Below are 14,432 nucleotides of genomic sequence, written 5' to 3' on the forward strand. Positions count from 1 at the left end.
GTCGGAGCGGGCCCCGATTGGACTGGACCGGACGTCGGGGCGGGTTCGATCGGACTGGACCTTCCCGTGATGCATCGTCATGTGCTGTGCTGGGCCCCATGGTTGACAGTGCATCGCCGACGGCACACCCGACCGTCGAGCTCCGCCCGATGACGGTGCCCGCCCACGAGGCCGAGGCCCGCGCCAGGTCCTTCCACGACGTGATGGCGCTGCGCCGGACCGTCCGCGACTACTCCACCCGCCCGATCCCGGACGGGGTGGTGGAGTGGGCGGTCCGGGTCGCGGCCACCGCCCCCAGCGGCGCCCATGTGCAGCCCTGGCGCTTCGTGGTGATCACCGATCCCGAGCGCAAGCGCCGGCTGCGCGAGGCCGCCGAGGCCGAGGAGCGCGAGTTCTACACCCATCGGGCCTCCGCGGAGTGGCTGGCGGCGCTGGCGCCGATCGGCACCGACTGGCGCAAGCCCTTCCTGGAGGACGCCCCGGCGGTGATCGTGGTCTTCGAGGTGCACAAGGGCCCCGACTCGCCGCGCCCGTACTACACCAAGGAATCGGTCGGCATCGCCGTCGGCCTGCTGCTCGCGACCCTGCACCAGGCCGGGCTGGCCACCCTCACCCATACGCCGAGCCCGATGCGCTTCCTCAACGAGGTCTGCGACCGGCCGGCCGAGGAGCGGGCCGCGTACGTGATCCCGGTCGGCTACCCGGCGGAGCACGCCCGGGTGCCGGACCTGCACCGCAAGGAGCTCGGCGATGTGCTGGTGCGGCTCTGACCCCCTCCGGGAATCCGCTGGTCAGGGTGGGTGGGGCGAGGGGATAATCCGCCCATGAGCCGCACCGCCGAAACACCCGAGCCCGGCCCCGCTCCCGCGCCCTGCTCCGCACCGCGGGCCATCACCGACGGCCGCCCGCCCGAGCTGATCCCGCTGCCCGGCGGCGTCTCGCTGCGCCGGCGGCGGGAGGCCGACGCGCCCGGTCTGAACGCGGCGGTGCGCACCAACCTGGTCCATCTGCGGCCCTGGATGCCGTGGGCCGACGAGGCGCCGACCCTCCAGCACAGCCAGGAGATGTGCCGGGCCGGCGAGCAGGTCTGGGACGAGGGCACCGACTTCATGTTCGTGGTCGGGCTGGACGCCGACCCCGGCAGCGTGGTCGGCGCGTTCGGCCTGCACGGCCGGATCGGCGCCGGCGCACTGGAGATCGGCTACTGGGTGCACATCGACCACACCGGGCGGGGCCTGGCCACCGCGGCGGCCCGCGCGCTCACCGAGGCCGCCCTCGCACTGCCCGGGATCGAGCGGGTCGAGATCCACTGCGACCAGGCCAACGCCGCCAGCGCGGCGGTGCCGCGCAAGCTCGGCTACCGCCTGGACCGGGTGCGGGACGCCGAGATCACCGCTCCGGCGGAGACCGGGCGCAACCTGGTCTGGATCATGGACCGCTGAGCCGCACGGCCCGGGCCGCGAGGCCCGGGCCGCCTGGTGGCCCGGCAAGGCCCGCACGGAGGCTCCGCACCCGCCCGCCGGGTGGCTCAGTACCGCCCGCCGATCGGGGCCGGCAGGGCGTCCAGCTCCGCCAGGTCCTCGGCGGTGAGGGCAAGGCCGGCCGCCGCCGCGTTGTCGGCCAGGTAGCGGGGGGTCTTGGTGCCGGGGATCGGCACCACGTAGCGGCCCTGGGCCAGCACCCAGGCCAGCGACACCTGGGCCGGGGTGGCGCCGAGCCGCTCCGCGATCTCCCGGACCTTGCCCAGCAGCGCCTGGTTGGCCGCCAGCGCCTCGGCCTGGAACCGCGGCAGGGTGGAGCGCCAGTCGTCGGCCGGCAGGTCGGCGGTGGAGCCGAAGCGGCCGGCCAGGAAGCCGCGGCCGAGCGGGGAGAACGGGAGGAAGCCGATCCCCTGCTGCTCGGTGTAGGGCAGCACCTCCGCCAGCGCGTCCCTGGTCCACAGCGAGAGCTCGGACTGCACCGAGGCCACCGGGTGCACCGCCTGGGCCCGCCGGATCTGCTCCACCGTCACCTCGGAGAGGCCGATCGCCTTGGCCTTGCCGGCCGCGACGGCCTCGGCCAGCGCGCCCCAGGTCTCCTCGACGGGCACCTCGGGGTCGACCCGGTGCAGCTGGTACAGGTCGACGTGGTCGGTGCCCAGGCGGCGCAGGCTGGCGTCGATCGCCTGCCGGACGTGCTCGGGGCGGCCGTTGTTCCCGACCCGGGCGCCACCGGTGCCGGGCACCAGGCCGACCTTGGTGGCCAGCACGGCCCGCTCGCGGTACCCGCCGGCCAGCGCCTTGCCGACCAACTCCTCGTTGTCGTAGGGCCCGTAGATGTCGGCCGTGTCGATCAGGGTGGCCCCGAGGTCGAGCGCGCCGCGGATCACCTCCACCGAGGTGGCGTCGTCCCGCCCGTTCGGGTCGTACGCAAAGGTCATCCCCATGCACCCGAGGCCGACCACGCCGACCTGCGGTCCGGTACTGCCGAGTGTGGTGGTGCGCATCGCTGATGCTCCTTCGGGCCGTCCATCGCTGTCGGCCCCAGCCTGCCCCTTGGAGTGCACTCCAGGTCAAGCCGACCCGCTGAACCCGGCGACCGGTCGCGGACGTCGACCTTAACGCAGCCGTAAGCCCGCGCGGAGCGCTTGACGTGCCCACTTGGTCTAGTCCACTTTTACTCAGGACAGCACCGCTCGACCCCCGCTCCGCGAACCCCTCGCCGCTTGGCCACGAGGGCAGTTCAGGATCCTCGCCCCTGTCACGCCGTCGGCCCGCGCACCCCCACACACTCCGCGCGGACGCCCGGCACCGTCCCGAAAGGCACCGTCATGCCCCGTGCCGCACTCCCCCGCCACGCCGCCGCCCGGCGGTCCAGGCTCGTCCCGCTGCTGTGCGCCGCCGCCCTGGCCGGCGGCGGCCTGGCCACCCTCGCCGGCGGCGCGGACGCCGCCGACGTCAACCTGCTCGCCAACCCCGGCCTGGAGAGCGGCGCACTGACCCCCTGGAGCTGTACGGACGGCGCCGGCGCGGTGGTCGGCTCACCGGCGCACGGCGGCACCCACGCGCTCCGCGGCACGCCGAGCAACAGCTCCACCGCGCAGTGCAGCCAGACCGTGGCGGTCAAGCCCAACACCACGTACGCGCTGAGCGCCTGGGTCCAGGGCCAGTACATCTACCTCGGCGCGACCGGCAACGGGGTGGTCGACCCCGCCGTCTGGACGCCCGGCGGCAGCAGCTGGCAGCAGCTCGCGACCAGCTTCACCACCGGCTCCGCCACCACCAGCGTCACGGTCTACCTGCACGGCTGGTACGGCCTGAGCGCCTACCTGGCGGACGACGTGGTGCTCGGCGGCCCCGGCGGCTCCACCCCGAGCCCGACCCCGACCGCCACACAGAGCCCGACCCCCACGCCGTCGCCGACCCCGACCGCCACCCCGACCGGCAGCCCCACCCAGACCCCGCCGCCCGCCGGCGCACTGCCGGTCGCGCCCTACGTGGACCTCGGCGCCTGGCCCACCCCGGTGCTGAAGGACATGGCGGCAGCCGGCAACCTCAAGTCCTTCACCCTGGCGTTCGTCACCTCGGTCGGCTGCAAGGCCAGCTGGTTCAACGCCTACGACCCCAAGTCCGGCTGGGGCAAGGACCAGATCGACGCGATCCGGGCCGGCGGCGGTGACGTCAAGCTGTCGTTCGGCGGCGCGTCCGGCACCGAACTGGCCCAGGCCTGCACCACGGTGGACTCGCTGTTCAACGAGTACGACGCGGTGGTGAAGGCCTACGGCCTGAAGTACGTCGACTTCGACATCGAGGGCGCGGCCGTGGTCGACACCGCGGCCAACGACCGGCGCTCGGCGGCACTGGCCAAGCTCCAGCAGGCCCACCCCGGCCTGAAGGTCTCGCTCACCCTGCCGGTGCTGCCGGAGGGCCTGACCGCCGACGGGGTGGCCGTGGTGCGCTCCGCCCGGGACGCCGGGGTGGCGGTGGACATGGTCAATGTGATGGCGATGGACTACGGCCGCCCGAGCACCGACTACGGCGACGACGCCGTCCAGGCCGGTCAGAGCACCCACGACCAGCTCAAGGCGCTCTACCCGGCAAGGACCGACGCCCAGCTGTGGGCGATGACGGCCGTCACCCCGATGCTGGGCGAGAACGACGACCACGGCGTCTTCAACCAGGGCGACGCCCAGCAGCTGGTCACCTTCGCCAAGCAGCACCACCTGGGGATGCTGGGCTTCTGGGAGATGACCCGGGACGCGGCCGCCTGCACCGGGCCGCTCTACAAGTGCACCAACGTCACGCAGTCGCCGTACGAGTTCTCCAAGATCTTCGCCGGCTACACCGGCTGACGGATCGACAGGCCCCGCCCGGTGGATCCCCACGCTCCACCGGGCGGCCCGGCGCCGGGGCGGGGTGGGCACGGCGCGGCCGGGTGGGCACGGCCGGCCGGGTCAGTCCACCGCGATCTTGACCGCGAAGCCGGCCAGCGCCGTGCCCATGGCGTAGCGGTGCAGCCGCTGCCAGAGCGGGCGGCGGGCGAAGAAGGTGGCGACCGAGCCCGCGGTGACCACGAAGAAGGCGTTGCCGAGCAGGCCGACCGCGATCTGGGTCAGCCCCAGCAGCAGGCTCTGCAGCGCGACGTGCCCGCGCCGAGGGTCGACGAACTGCGGCAGCAGCGAGACGTAGAGGATCGCCAGCTTGGGGTTGAGCAGGCAGGTCACCAACCCCATCAGGACCAGCTTGCGGGGCCGGTCCGGCGCCAGCTCCTTCGCCGCGAACACCGACCGCGCCGAGGGCCGGACGGCCTTCCAGGCCAGCCACAGCAGATAGCCCGCGCCGGCCACCCGCAGGGCCAGGTAGAGCTCCGGCACCAGCGCGAACAGCGCCGAGATCCCGGCGGTCGCGGCCAGCAGGTAGACCAGGAAGCCCAGTGCCACCCCGCCGAGCGAGATCATCCCGGCCCGCCGGCCCTGGGACACCGAACGGGACACCAGGTAGATCATGTTCGGCCCCGGGGTGAGCACCATCCCGGTCGCCACCGCCGCGATGCCGGCCAGCGTCGTCGCCTCCACCACTGCCACTGCCTGCCTCGCTCCTCCGGTCGGTCGCCCGCGCACCACCGTGCAGACGCTAGCACCGGCGTCGGGCGCCCGGTTTAACCGGTACCGGGCCCCGCGATCAGGGCGTTAGCATCCGTGCAGCCGTCCGGGTGAGGCACCCGGCACGGGCCGGCCCACCGGACGCGTCCGTGGGCCCCGCAGCCGATCTCGCGTCCGCCGGGGCCCGCCCGATCCCGAACGGAGGCGCCATGCAGCAGGACACCGCGGTCGACGAGGCCGAACTGGCCGCCTACACCGGCATGGTCGGACGGCTGCGCGGGCTGCCGGCCGACCACCCGGTGCGGCGGCGTGCCGAGCAGCTCGCCCGGTCGTTCGTCCGGGACGGCCGCCGCGAGCGCCGCCAGGCCGCCCGCGATGCCGGCGGCCGGCTCGACGCGGACCTGCTCGCCGCCACCGCGACCGGCGCGGGCGACCGCCGGGAGGACGCCCCGCTGGTGCCGCCCGCCCGGTCCGCGCCGATCGGCGAGCTGACCCGCCCCCGCCGCTGCTACGTCTGCAAATCGACATACCGTCAAGTGGACGGCTTCTACCACATGCTCTGCCCCGGCTGCGCGGCCGACAACGGCGCTCGCCGCGGCCTGACCACCGACCTGCGCGGCCGCCGGGCGCTGCTCACCGGCGGCCGGGTCAAGATCGGCTTCCAGCTGGCCCTGATGATGCTCCGGGACGGCGCCGAGCTGATCGTCACCAGCCGCTTCCCGCACGACACCGTCCGCCGGTTCCGCGCCGCGGAGGGCAGCGAGCTGTGGCTGGAGCGCCTCACCGTGGTCGGCATCGACCTGCGCGACCCCCGTCAGGTGCTGGGCCTGTGCGAGCGGCTGCGCGCGGCCGGCCGGCCGCTGGACATCCTGGTCAACAACGCCGCCCAGACGCTGCGCCGCCCACCCGAGTCGTACGCCCTGCTGGCCGCCGGCGAGCAGGGCGAACTCCCGCCGGGCGGGCGGGTCGAGCACGCCCCGGGCTTCCGGCCGATGCCCGCCCTGACCGCCGCCTGGCCGGTCACCGGGCTGGCACCCGAGCTGCCCTCGGGCGAGGTGCTGGCGCTGGCCGACGAGGCCGGCCTGCTCCCGGACACGGCGGCCGCCAACTCCTGGACGGCGACGCTCGGTGGCCTCGACCCGGCCGAGGTGCTGGAGACCCAGCTGGTCAACGCGCTGGCCCCGGCGCTGCTCTGCGACCGGCTGCTGCCGCTGCTGCTGGCCTCCCCGCAGGCCGCCCGCTACATCGTCAACGTGACCGCGGTGGAGGGCCGGTTCGCCGTCCGCAACAAGACCGCGGGCCACCCGCACACCAACATGGCCAAGGCCGCGCTCAACATGCTGACCCGCACCAGCGCGGCGCAACTGGCCGGGCAGGGCGTGCACATGTGCGCTGTGGACACCGGGTGGATCACCGACGAGAACCCGGCGCCCAAGAAGTCCCGGATCGCCGACCGGGGCTTTCGCACCCCGCTGGACGTGGTGGACGGCGCGGCCCGGGTCTACGACCCGATCGTGCGCGGCGAGGCGGGCGCCCCGGTCTCGGGCGTCTTCCTCAAGGACTACCAGGAGGCCGCGTGGTGAGCCCGCGCCGGGCGTGGCGGACCCGGGGCACCCGCCATCCGACATCCGGAGGACCGTTTCCGCACTCCATCGGGGCAGGTGAGGATTACGATCAGTCAATGACGGACACAACCGACAGAGCAGGGGAACTCGCGGACCTGGCGGCCCGGTTCCCGCATCTGCACGCGCCGCAGCGCTGGGCCTGGGGCGGGATCGACGCGCAGTTCTCGGTGGAGCTGCCGCCCGATCAACTGATCACCAACATCCACCTGGTGGGGTTCGCGGACGGCGGCGTGGTGCTGTGCCGGGACGTCCGGGGCCACTGGTTCCTGCCGGGCGGCACCCGCGAGGCGGCCGAGAGCATCGAGTCCTGCCTGGTCCGCGAGTTGCGCGAGGAGGCCGGTGCCCGGCTGGTCGGGCCGCCGGTGTGGATCGGCGCGCACCGGGCGGTGACCGACACCCCCGAGCCCTACCGCCCCTGGCAGCCGCACCCGGAGAAGGCCTGGCTGTGGGGCTGGGCCGAGGTCGAGGTGGACTCCTCCCCGACCAACCCGGACGACGGCGAGCAGGTGGTGGAGGTCCGCGCCGTGCCGCCGGCCGAGGCCGGCCGGCTGCTGGTGCACGGGCGGGAGCCGTGGTGGGGCGAACTGGTCGACCTCGCGGTCGAGTCCCGCACCCTGGCGCTCTGACCGCGCGGCCCGCGGGCCTGCGGGCCCGGGAGCGCCCGCGGACCGAGCCCGGACCCGCCGAGGGGCCCCGACCACCGCCGATGCGGTCAGGGCCCCTCGCGCCGCCCGGGCGGTGGGTGCTACTTGGTCAGGCCGGCGCGGCGCAGGGCGTCCGCCATGGCGCTGTTGGCGGCCGGGGGCTGGTTGCCGCCGGCGCGGCGGTCCTGGCGCGGCGGGCGCGGGCCGCGGTCGCCGCCACGGTCGCCACGCTCACCCCGGTCGCGGCGGTTGCCGCCGCCCTCACCACCGCCGGCGCCGGGCCGGGTGACCTCGTCGTCGAGCCGCAGGGTCAGCCCGATCCGCTTGCGCGGCACGTCGACCGTGGTGACCCGGACCTTGACGATGTCGCCCGGCTTGACCACCTCGCGCGGGTCCTTGACGAAGTTCTTGGACAGCGCGGAGACGTGCACCAGACCGTCCTGGTGCACACCGACGTCGACGAAGGCGCCGAAGGCCGCCACGTTGGTGACCACGCCCTCCAGCACCATGCCCACCTCGAGGTCGCCGATCTTGTCGACGCCCTCCTTGAAGACCGCGGTCTGGAAGGCGGGGCGCGGGTCGCGCCCGGGCTTGTCGAGCTCGCCGAGGATGTCGGTGACGGTCGGCACGCCGAAGGTGTCGTCGGCGAAGTCGGACGGGCGCAGCGCGCGCAGCGCGGTGCTGTTGCCGATCAGCGAGCGCAGGTCGCCGCCGGTGGCGCCGAGGATCCGGCGGATCACCGGGTAGGCCTCGGGGTGCACCGCGGAGGCGTCCAGCGGGTCGTCGCCGCCGGGGATCCGCAGGAAGCCGGCGCACTGCTCGAAGGCCTTGGGGCCCAGCCGGGCCACGTCCTTGAGCGCCTTGCGGGTGCGGAACGGCCCGTTGGCGTCGCGGTGCGCCACGATGTTGTCGGCGAGCGTGCCGGTGATGCCGGAGACCCGGGTGAGCAGCGGGGCGGAGGCGGTGTTGACGTCGACGCCGACGGCGTTGACGCAGTCCTCGACCACGGCGTCCAGCGAGCGGGAGAGCTTCAGCTCGCTGAGGTCGTGCTGGTACTGGCCGACGCCGATCGACTTGGGGTCGATCTTGACCAGTTCGGCCAGCGGGTCCTGGAGGCGGCGGGCGATGGAGACCGCGCCGCGGATGGAGACGTCCAGGCCGGGCAGCTCCTGGGAGGCGAACGCCGAGGCGGAGTACACGGAGGCGCCGGCCTCGGAGACCATGACCTTGGTGAGGCTCAGCTCGGGGTGCCGGGCGATCAGGTCGGTGGCCAGCTTGTCGGTCTCGCGGGAGGCGGTGCCGTTGCCGATCGCGACCAGGTCGACCTGGTGCTTCTTGGCGAGGGCGGCCAGCGTGGCGATGGACGCGTCCCACTTGTTGGCCGGCTGGTGCGGGTAGATCGTGTCGTGCGCGACCACCTTTCCGGTGGCGTCCACGATGGCGACCTTGACGCCGGTGCGGAAGCCCGGGTCCAGACCCATGGTGGACCGGGTGCCGGCCGGGGCGGCCAGCAGCAGGTCCCGCAGGTTGGCGGCGAAGACCCGGACCGCCTCGTCCTCGGCCTCCTGGCGCAGCCGGGTCCGCAGGTCGATGCCGAGCCGGACCAGGATCCTGGTCCGCCAGGCCCACCGCACGGTGTCGGTCAGCCACTTGTCGGCGGGGCGGCCGCGGTCGGCGACGGCGAACCGGGCGGCGATCCGCTGCTCGTAGTCGCTCTCGCCGGGCAGGTCGCCGTCCTCGGCGTCGAAGGGCGACAGCTCCAGGTCGAGGACCTCCTCCTTCTCGCCGCGCAGCATCGCCAGGATGCGGTGCGAGGGGAGCCTGGTGTACGGCTCGGCGAAGTCGAAGTAGTCGGCGAACTTGGCGCCGTCCTGCTCCTTGCCCTCGCGGACCTTGGCGACCAGCCGGCCCCTGGTCCACATCCGCTCGCGCAGCGAGCCGACCAGGTCGGCGTCCTCGCCGAACCGCTCGACCAGGATGGAGCGGGCGCCGTCGAGGGCGGCGGCGGTGTCGGCGACCGACTCGTTCAGGTAGTCGGCGGCGAGCGCCTGCGGATCCCTGGTCGGGTCGGCGAGCAGGGTGTCGGCGAGCGGCTCCAGACCGGCCTCGCGGGCGATCTGGGCCTTGGTGCGGCGCTTGGGCTTGAACGGGAGGTAGATGTCCTCCAGCCGGGCCTTGGAGTCGGCGGCCAGGATCTGGGCGCGCAGGGTGTCGTCCAACTTGCCCTGGGCCTCGATCGACTCCAGGACGGCGCTCCGGCGCTCCTCCAGCTCGCGGAGGTAGCGCAGCCGCTCCTCCAGGGTGCGCAGCTGGGCGTCGTCCAGTGCCCCGGTCGCCTCCTTGCGGTAGCGGGCGATGAAGGGGACGGTCGAGCCGCCGTCGAGCAGGTCGACGGCCGCCTTCACCTGCCCCTCGCGGACGCCCAGCTCTTCGGCGATCTTGCGTTCGACTGGCATGGTCACGAAGCCGGTCACCTTCTCCTGAGTCCCCTTGCGGGAGGTCCCTCGCGGGATTCGCCCTGCGTTCTGTTCGCCCCGCATTCTGGCAGGTGCGGGGTCGGAATCGGGCCCGCCCGGCGCCGGTCGGGCGGCGTGGCGGGTGGGCCGCGGGCCGCGGGGCCCTGCCGGGCCGGGCCGGACCGGCCGCCGAATTCCGCTCGCCCGGGCCCCCGTCGCCGGTCTACGGTCGGGCCCATGAACCGATCCGACCATGTGTCCGCCCTCCGCTCCGAGGGCGCCCGGCTGGCCGCCGCGGCCGCCGGCCCGCTCGACCGGCCGGTGCCGACCTGCCCGGGCTGGACCGTCGCCGACCTGCTCTTCCACACCGGCGAGGTGTTCGGCTTCTGGCGCCGGATCGCCGACGGCGAGCTGACCGGCCCGGAGGGGTACGCGGAGCCCGGGCGCCCCGTCGACGGTGAGCTCGCGGCCTGGTACGGCGAGGAGTTGGAGCGCCTCGCCGCCGCGCTGGAGCGGCTGGACCCGGCCGAGCCGCGCTGGAGCTGGTCGGCCCGCCGGGACGCCGGCTTCATCCAGCGCCGGATGGCCCAGGAGGCGGCCGTGCACTGCCAGGACGCCCTGCTGGCGGCCGGCCGGACCGAACCCGTGGGCCGGGCCCTGGCGGTGGACGGCATCGAGGAGTTCCTGACCCTGTTCCAGCGCGAGGACCTGCCCGGCGGGCTGCCCGAGGCCGGCGTGCACCTGCACACCACCGACGGCGAGGGCGAGTGGACGGTCCGCCCGGCGGGCGGCGGCTGGCAGGTGGCCGCGGAGCACGGCAAGGGCGCGGTCGCCGTCCGGGGCACCGCCTCCGACCTGCTGCTGTGGCTCTGGAACCGGCGCGGCCAGGAGGGCCTGGAGGTCTTCGGCGACGCCGCGGTGCTGCCGCTGTTCCGCTCCGGCTTCAGCCGCGGCTGACCCGCCGGGCCCGCCGCACTACCAGATCGGCCGCAGCCGCCCGGACGGCGCCAGGCGCAGCAGGTCGTCCCGCAGCTCGCGCAGGCGGTCCTCGCCGAGCACCGCCGCCCAGGGGCGGACCGCGTCGGCGGCGGCCTGCTCGGCCGCCCGGGTACAGGCCCAGCCCCGTTCGGTGAGCACGATCAGCCGGGCCCGGGCGTCGTCCGGGTGCGGCTGCCGCTCGACGTACCCCTTGCGGACCAGCTCCTCCACCATCTGGCTGGCCGCCTGCTTGGTCACGCCCAGGTGCTCGGCCAGCTCGCCGACCCCGGCCCCGGCCGGGGCCAGCCGGGCGAAGGCGTAGCCGTGCGCGGGCCGCAGGTCCTCGAAGCCGCGGGCCCGCACGCCCTCGTCGATGCTGCGCACGAGGTCGGCGGCGAGGCCGAGGAGCAGCGGCGGGAGGCTGAGGGCGACGGTGCGGTCCATGGCTGAAGTCTGCCAGGGCGGTTGACATATTGGTCAAGCTGCTTGACGATATAGACAAGTAGCTTGACCATTGTCCATCGCGAGGAGCCACCATGCCCGTCGTCCGATCCACCGAACCGACCGTCCACGAGCTCCACGGCGCCCGCTTCCTCTCGTACGCCGCCACCGCCACCGGCAGCACCGAACTCAGCGCCTGGCGCCTGGAGTTGCCAGCCGGATCGGTCGGCCTGGAACACACCGTCTCCAAGGAGGAGCTGTTCCACATCCTCGCCGGCAGCCCGATCGTCTCGCTCGACGGCGAGCGGATCACCCTCGCTCCCGGCGACACCGCCATCGCCCCGGCCGGCACCCGACTGAGCATCGCCACCACCGACCGGCCGGCCACCCTCTGGGTCACCACCAGCACCGGCCTCACCGCCACCCTGCCGGACGGCACCGTGATCGCCCCGCCGTGGGCCGCCTGACACGCCCGACCCACGACACCCGCCCGATCACCCCGCCCGGACGTAGCGTCGGGTCGGGCCCCTGCCGTGTCGAACTGAGCCTGGCCCTGGAGTCGTTGAAATCCCGGCGCGTGGTCGGCCGCCGGGCCGTGATCGTCGGCAACGGGTGCGAGCCGGACCACGTGCCGCCGGGGACCGGCGGTCCCGTTGCCGGAGAGCCTGGGTGTCCCGGGCGACGCCGAGGCGCTGGCCGGCACGGACCCTGTTCCACGAAGGCGTGTGGCTCTCATGGCACCTCTGGGGCCCGGCCGGATCGGCTGGTACGCGGCGGACGTCCAGGCGCGCCGCCCCGCGACGGATCCGCCCCGCCACGGGCCCTACTGCCGGATGGCGGCACGCAACCGGGTGGCCTGGCGGACGGTGTGGCGCCTGACCAGGGCCGGCCGGCCGCCGATCGTCTGAGCGGCCGGCTCCGAGGTGCCGGCCGGGGGCTGCCGGGACGGTCCGGCTACCGCGCCCGGTAGGGGAGGAGTTCGGCGCGCTTGGGCGGGCGGCCGTCGCCGGAGGACCGGCCGGTCAGGCGGCGGCCGATCCACGGGCCGAGGTGCAGCCGGAGCCAGCGCAGGTCGGTGCGCAGCTTCTCGGTGCGGCCGCGCGGGGCGGCCGGGGGCAGCGGGGCCCGCCAGTCGTGGTCGGCGGGGCGGCCGAGTGCCTCCAGGACGGCGGTGGCGACGCGGCGGTGGCCCTCCGGGGAGAGGTGGAGGCGGTCCTCGTCCCAGAGCCGGCGGTCGTCGAAGCAGGGCGCGGAGAACAGGTCGACCACCGCGACCCGGCCCGGGTGCTCGGCCGCGACCGACTCGACGAAGGCCTTCATCCGCAGGATCGCCGGGAGCAGCCGGGCCCCGCCGGCCAGCCGGCGCGCCGGGTCGGTGCTGGTGAAGAGCACCACGGTGCCGCCGCCGGCGAGCAGTTCGCGGGCGGCCCGGCCGAGCTGCCGCTCGACCTCGGCGATGTCGCAGCCGGGCCGCAGCACGTCGTTCAGCCCGCCGGCCAGGGTGACCAGCTCGGCCCCCATCGCGGCGGCCGGGCCGATCTGGTCGGCACAGATCTGGCCGATCAGCTTGCCCCGGACGGCGAGGTTGGCGTAGCGGAACTCCTCACCGGCCCGCTCCGCGGCGAGCGCGTCGGCGACCCGGTCGGCCCAGCCCCGGAAGTGGCCGTCGGGGAGCAGTTCGTCGCACATGCCCTCGGTGAAGGAGTCCCCGACGGCGACGTAGCTGCGGTACACGGTGGCGGTGGCGTAGTTCTTCTCCATGGCCCGTCGATGCTACGCGCACACCCGGCCGCACCGGCAAGCGGCCTACCGGTCGGTAGCGGCGGATGCCAAGGCACCAAGGAACCAGGACAGCGGGGCACCAGGGCGGCGCGGTGGCAGGCGGCGGGAGTCGTTAGGCTGGCCGGGACGGTCGACATGGGGGTGCGGCTATGGCGGACCAGGACGGCGGCAGCCGCGGCTACGGCATCGGTGAGCTGGCCGAGGCGGCCGGGGTGAGCGTGAAGACGGTGCGCTTCTACTCCGACTCGGGGCTGCTGCCGGAGGCCGGCCGCAGCCCGGGCGGCCACCGGCGGTACGACGCGGCGGCGCTGGAGCGGCTTCGGACGGTGCGGCGGCTGCGGGCGCTGGGGGTGGCACTGCCCGCCGTCGCCGAGGTGCTGCGCGGGGACGCCGAGGCGGGAGCGGCGCTGGCCGCGCACCGGGCCGAGGTGGAACGGCAGCTGACCGACCTGCGCTGGCGGCAGGCCGCGCTGGAAGCCGTCGCCGAGCAGCCGGGCGCGCTCGACCTGGTCGGTGACGCGCTGCGCACGCCGCCGGACACCGACGCCCTGGCCGCGTTCTGGCGCCGGGTGCTGCCGCTGCGGCTGCCGCCCCGGCTGGTCGCGGCGATCGTCGACGCGGCGGTGCCGGAGCTGCCCGGGTCGCCGACTCCGGCCCAGGCGCTGGCGTACGCCCGGCTGCACGCGGTGGCCACCGATCGCGGGGCCGCCGCGGCGATCCGCACGGCCGACGGCGGCGGCTGCGACGACGCCCAGCTGCTCTACGAAGGGCTGGGCGAGGCCTACGCGTTGGCGCGCCGCGGCGCCCCGGACGCGCTGGACTGCTTCGTCGCCGCGCACGCCCGCGCCGAGCGCACCGCCGACTCCCCCGCCTTCCGCCGGGCCCTGGTCACCCGCCTGACCCGGCCCAATCCGCACATGGCGGCGTACTGGGCCCACTCGGGCGCCCTGCGCACCGACCCCGCGCCGGACATGGGCACCACGCACGCCGCCCTGACCGCTGAGCTGGCCGGGTCGGTCCGCGCGGCGGCCCCGCTCACGCGGAGCCGGCCGGCTCCGCGGTGAACCAGTGCTCGCGGACGGCGTCGGTCGGCCGCCGCTCGCCGAGCTCCGGCAGGCCCCAGGCGGCGAGTGACTCGACCACCTGGCGCAGCGCCAGCCCGCGCTCGGTGAGCTGGTAGACCGTCGCGTTGGCGGGCCGCTCCAGCTTGCGCCGCACCGCCAGGCCCTCGCCCTCCAGCTGCTTGAGGCGGGCGGCCAGGATGTCGGTGGAGACGCCGGGCAGGTCGGCGTGCAGGTCGGTGTAGCGGCGCGGGCCGCCGAGCAGCTCGCGGACGATCAGGAGACTCCAGCGCTCGCCCACGGCATCCAGGGCGCGGGCGACGGCGCAGTACTGGTCGTAGCTTCGGCGTGACATGTGGATCAGC

General features: G+C 74.9%; 14 protein-coding genes and 1 pseudogene. 9 read left to right on the plus strand and 6 right to left on the minus strand.

Annotation, left to right across the window (positions count from 1 at the left end; all coding sequences use genetic code 11):
- Window positions 1-98 precede the first annotated feature (98 nt).
- Together AB0K43_RS09075 and AB0K43_RS09080 are read left to right on the plus strand one after the other, a co-directional pair.
- Window positions 99-770, plus strand: a complete 672-nt coding sequence (locus tag AB0K43_RS09075) for a nitroreductase family protein (RefSeq protein WP_363637412.1) — start codon at window positions 99-101, stop codon at window positions 768-770.
- A gap of 54 nt (window positions 771-824) precedes the next feature.
- A complete protein-coding gene (locus AB0K43_RS09080; RefSeq protein WP_363637414.1) occupies window positions 825-1,442 on the plus strand; it encodes a GNAT family N-acetyltransferase in 618 nt (205 codons plus the stop codon).
- Between the two features lie 86 nt (window positions 1,443-1,528).
- Here AB0K43_RS09080 and AB0K43_RS09085 read toward each other — a convergent pair whose 3' ends face one another.
- The gene (locus AB0K43_RS09085) at window positions 1,529-2,485 is read right to left on the minus strand and encodes an aldo/keto reductase (RefSeq protein WP_363637416.1); all 957 of its coding nucleotides are present in this window, start codon (window positions 2,483-2,485) and stop codon (window positions 1,529-1,531) included.
- Window positions 2,486-2,809: 324 nt separating this feature from the next.
- Here AB0K43_RS09085 and AB0K43_RS09090 point away from each other — a divergent pair, with 324 nt between their 5' ends.
- Complete coding sequence (locus AB0K43_RS09090) at window positions 2,810-4,330, plus strand: carbohydrate binding domain-containing protein (protein ID WP_363637418.1); 1,521 nt, start codon at window positions 2,810-2,812, stop codon at window positions 4,328-4,330.
- Between the two features lie 102 nt (window positions 4,331-4,432).
- On the opposite strand, the gene AB0K43_RS09095 is transcribed toward AB0K43_RS09090, so the two are convergent.
- Window positions 4,433-5,056 (minus strand): LysE family translocator, encoded by a 624-nt coding sequence (locus AB0K43_RS09095; protein WP_363637536.1) that lies wholly within the window; start codon window positions 5,054-5,056, stop codon window positions 4,433-4,435.
- A 233-nt stretch (window positions 5,057-5,289) separates the two neighbouring features.
- Here AB0K43_RS09095 and AB0K43_RS09100 point away from each other — a divergent pair, with 233 nt between their 5' ends.
- Complete coding sequence (locus tag AB0K43_RS09100) at window positions 5,290-6,663, plus strand: SDR family NAD(P)-dependent oxidoreductase (protein WP_363637420.1); 1,374 nt, start codon at window positions 5,290-5,292, stop codon at window positions 6,661-6,663.
- Window positions 6,664-6,761: 98 nt separating this feature from the next.
- The gene (locus AB0K43_RS09105) at window positions 6,762-7,331 is read left to right on the plus strand and encodes an NUDIX hydrolase (RefSeq protein WP_363637422.1); all 570 of its coding nucleotides are present in this window, start codon (window positions 6,762-6,764) and stop codon (window positions 7,329-7,331) included.
- 119 nt (window positions 7,332-7,450) lie between these two features.
- Here the strand turns inward: AB0K43_RS09105 and AB0K43_RS09110 are convergent, their stop codons facing one another.
- Window positions 7,451-9,805 carry a Tex family protein gene (locus AB0K43_RS09110; protein WP_363637538.1) on the minus strand — a complete coding sequence of 785 codons (2,355 nt, stop codon included), beginning with the start codon at window positions 9,803-9,805 and terminating at the stop codon, window positions 7,451-7,453.
- A 237-nt stretch (window positions 9,806-10,042) separates the two neighbouring features.
- Between AB0K43_RS09110 and AB0K43_RS09115 the strand changes: the two genes are divergently transcribed.
- Window positions 10,043-10,762, plus strand: a complete 720-nt coding sequence (locus tag AB0K43_RS09115) for a maleylpyruvate isomerase family mycothiol-dependent enzyme (protein ID WP_363637424.1) — start codon at window positions 10,043-10,045, stop codon at window positions 10,760-10,762.
- An 18-nt stretch (window positions 10,763-10,780) separates the two neighbouring features.
- On the opposite strand, the gene AB0K43_RS09120 is transcribed toward AB0K43_RS09115, so the two are convergent.
- Window positions 10,781-11,227: a MarR family winged helix-turn-helix transcriptional regulator gene (locus AB0K43_RS09120; protein WP_363637426.1), complete on the minus strand. Its 447-nt coding sequence runs from the start codon at window positions 11,225-11,227 to the stop codon at window positions 10,781-10,783.
- Between the two features lie 92 nt (window positions 11,228-11,319).
- Between AB0K43_RS09120 and AB0K43_RS09125 the strand changes: the two genes are divergently transcribed.
- Both AB0K43_RS09125 and AB0K43_RS09130 read left to right on the plus strand, forming a co-directional pair.
- Window positions 11,320-11,691: a cupin domain-containing protein gene (locus tag AB0K43_RS09125; protein WP_363637428.1), complete on the plus strand. Its 372-nt coding sequence runs from the start codon at window positions 11,320-11,322 to the stop codon at window positions 11,689-11,691.
- Between the two features lie 267 nt (window positions 11,692-11,958).
- Entirely contained in the window at window positions 11,959-12,132 is a 174-nt protein-coding gene (locus tag AB0K43_RS09130; protein WP_363637430.1) for a hypothetical protein, read from the plus strand.
- Between the two features lie 46 nt (window positions 12,133-12,178).
- Here AB0K43_RS09130 and AB0K43_RS09135 read toward each other — a convergent pair whose 3' ends face one another.
- Complete coding sequence (locus tag AB0K43_RS09135; protein ID WP_363637432.1) at window positions 12,179-12,985, minus strand: SGNH/GDSL hydrolase family protein; 807 nt, start codon at window positions 12,983-12,985, stop codon at window positions 12,179-12,181.
- A 170-nt stretch (window positions 12,986-13,155) separates the two neighbouring features.
- Here AB0K43_RS09135 and AB0K43_RS09140 point away from each other — a divergent pair, with 170 nt between their 5' ends.
- Entirely contained in the window at window positions 13,156-14,070 is a 915-nt protein-coding gene (locus tag AB0K43_RS09140) for a MerR family transcriptional regulator (protein WP_363637434.1), read from the plus strand.
- On the opposite strand, the pseudogene AB0K43_RS09145 reads toward AB0K43_RS09140, so the two are convergent.
- A pseudogene (locus AB0K43_RS09145) lies at window positions 14,069-14,422 on the minus strand (helix-turn-helix domain-containing protein); the annotation flags it as partial. The gene AB0K43_RS09140 and the pseudogene AB0K43_RS09145 overlap by 2 nt on opposite strands.
- Window positions 14,423-14,432 lie beyond the last annotated feature (10 nt).

The organism is Kitasatospora sp. NPDC049258 (assembly GCF_040678895.1).
In the GTDB taxonomy this organism is placed as follows: domain Bacteria; phylum Actinomycetota; class Actinomycetes; order Streptomycetales; family Streptomycetaceae; genus Kitasatospora.

Bases quoted from the DNA above. Each gene is read 5' to 3' on its own strand.
- AB0K43_RS09075 (WP_363637412.1), top strand. From the start codon at position 99: ATGGTTGACAGTGCATCGCCGACGGCACACCCGACCGTCGAGCTCCGC.
- AB0K43_RS09080 (WP_363637414.1), top strand. From the start codon at position 825: ATGAGCCGCACCGCCGAAACACCCGAGCCCGGCCCCGCTCCCGCGCCC.
- AB0K43_RS09085 (WP_363637416.1), bottom strand. From the start codon at position 2,485: ATGCGCACCACCACACTCGGCAGTACCGGACCGCAGGTCGGCGTGGTC.
- AB0K43_RS09090 (WP_363637418.1), top strand. From the start codon at position 2,810: ATGCCCCGTGCCGCACTCCCCCGCCACGCCGCCGCCCGGCGGTCCAGG.
- AB0K43_RS09100 (WP_363637420.1), top strand. From the start codon at position 5,290: ATGCAGCAGGACACCGCGGTCGACGAGGCCGAACTGGCCGCCTACACC.
- AB0K43_RS09105 (WP_363637422.1), top strand. From the start codon at position 6,762: ATGACGGACACAACCGACAGAGCAGGGGAACTCGCGGACCTGGCGGCC.
- AB0K43_RS09110 (WP_363637538.1), bottom strand. From the start codon at position 9,805: ATGCCAGTCGAACGCAAGATCGCCGAAGAGCTGGGCGTCCGCGAGGGG.
- AB0K43_RS09115 (WP_363637424.1), top strand. From the start codon at position 10,043: ATGAACCGATCCGACCATGTGTCCGCCCTCCGCTCCGAGGGCGCCCGG.
- AB0K43_RS09120 (WP_363637426.1), bottom strand. From the start codon at position 11,227: ATGGACCGCACCGTCGCCCTCAGCCTCCCGCCGCTGCTCCTCGGCCTC.
- AB0K43_RS09125 (WP_363637428.1), top strand. From the start codon at position 11,320: ATGCCCGTCGTCCGATCCACCGAACCGACCGTCCACGAGCTCCACGGC.
- AB0K43_RS09130 (WP_363637430.1), top strand. From the start codon at position 11,959: ATGGCACCTCTGGGGCCCGGCCGGATCGGCTGGTACGCGGCGGACGTC.
- AB0K43_RS09135 (WP_363637432.1), bottom strand. From the start codon at position 12,985: ATGGAGAAGAACTACGCCACCGCCACCGTGTACCGCAGCTACGTCGCC.
- AB0K43_RS09140 (WP_363637434.1), top strand. From the start codon at position 13,156: ATGGCGGACCAGGACGGCGGCAGCCGCGGCTACGGCATCGGTGAGCTG.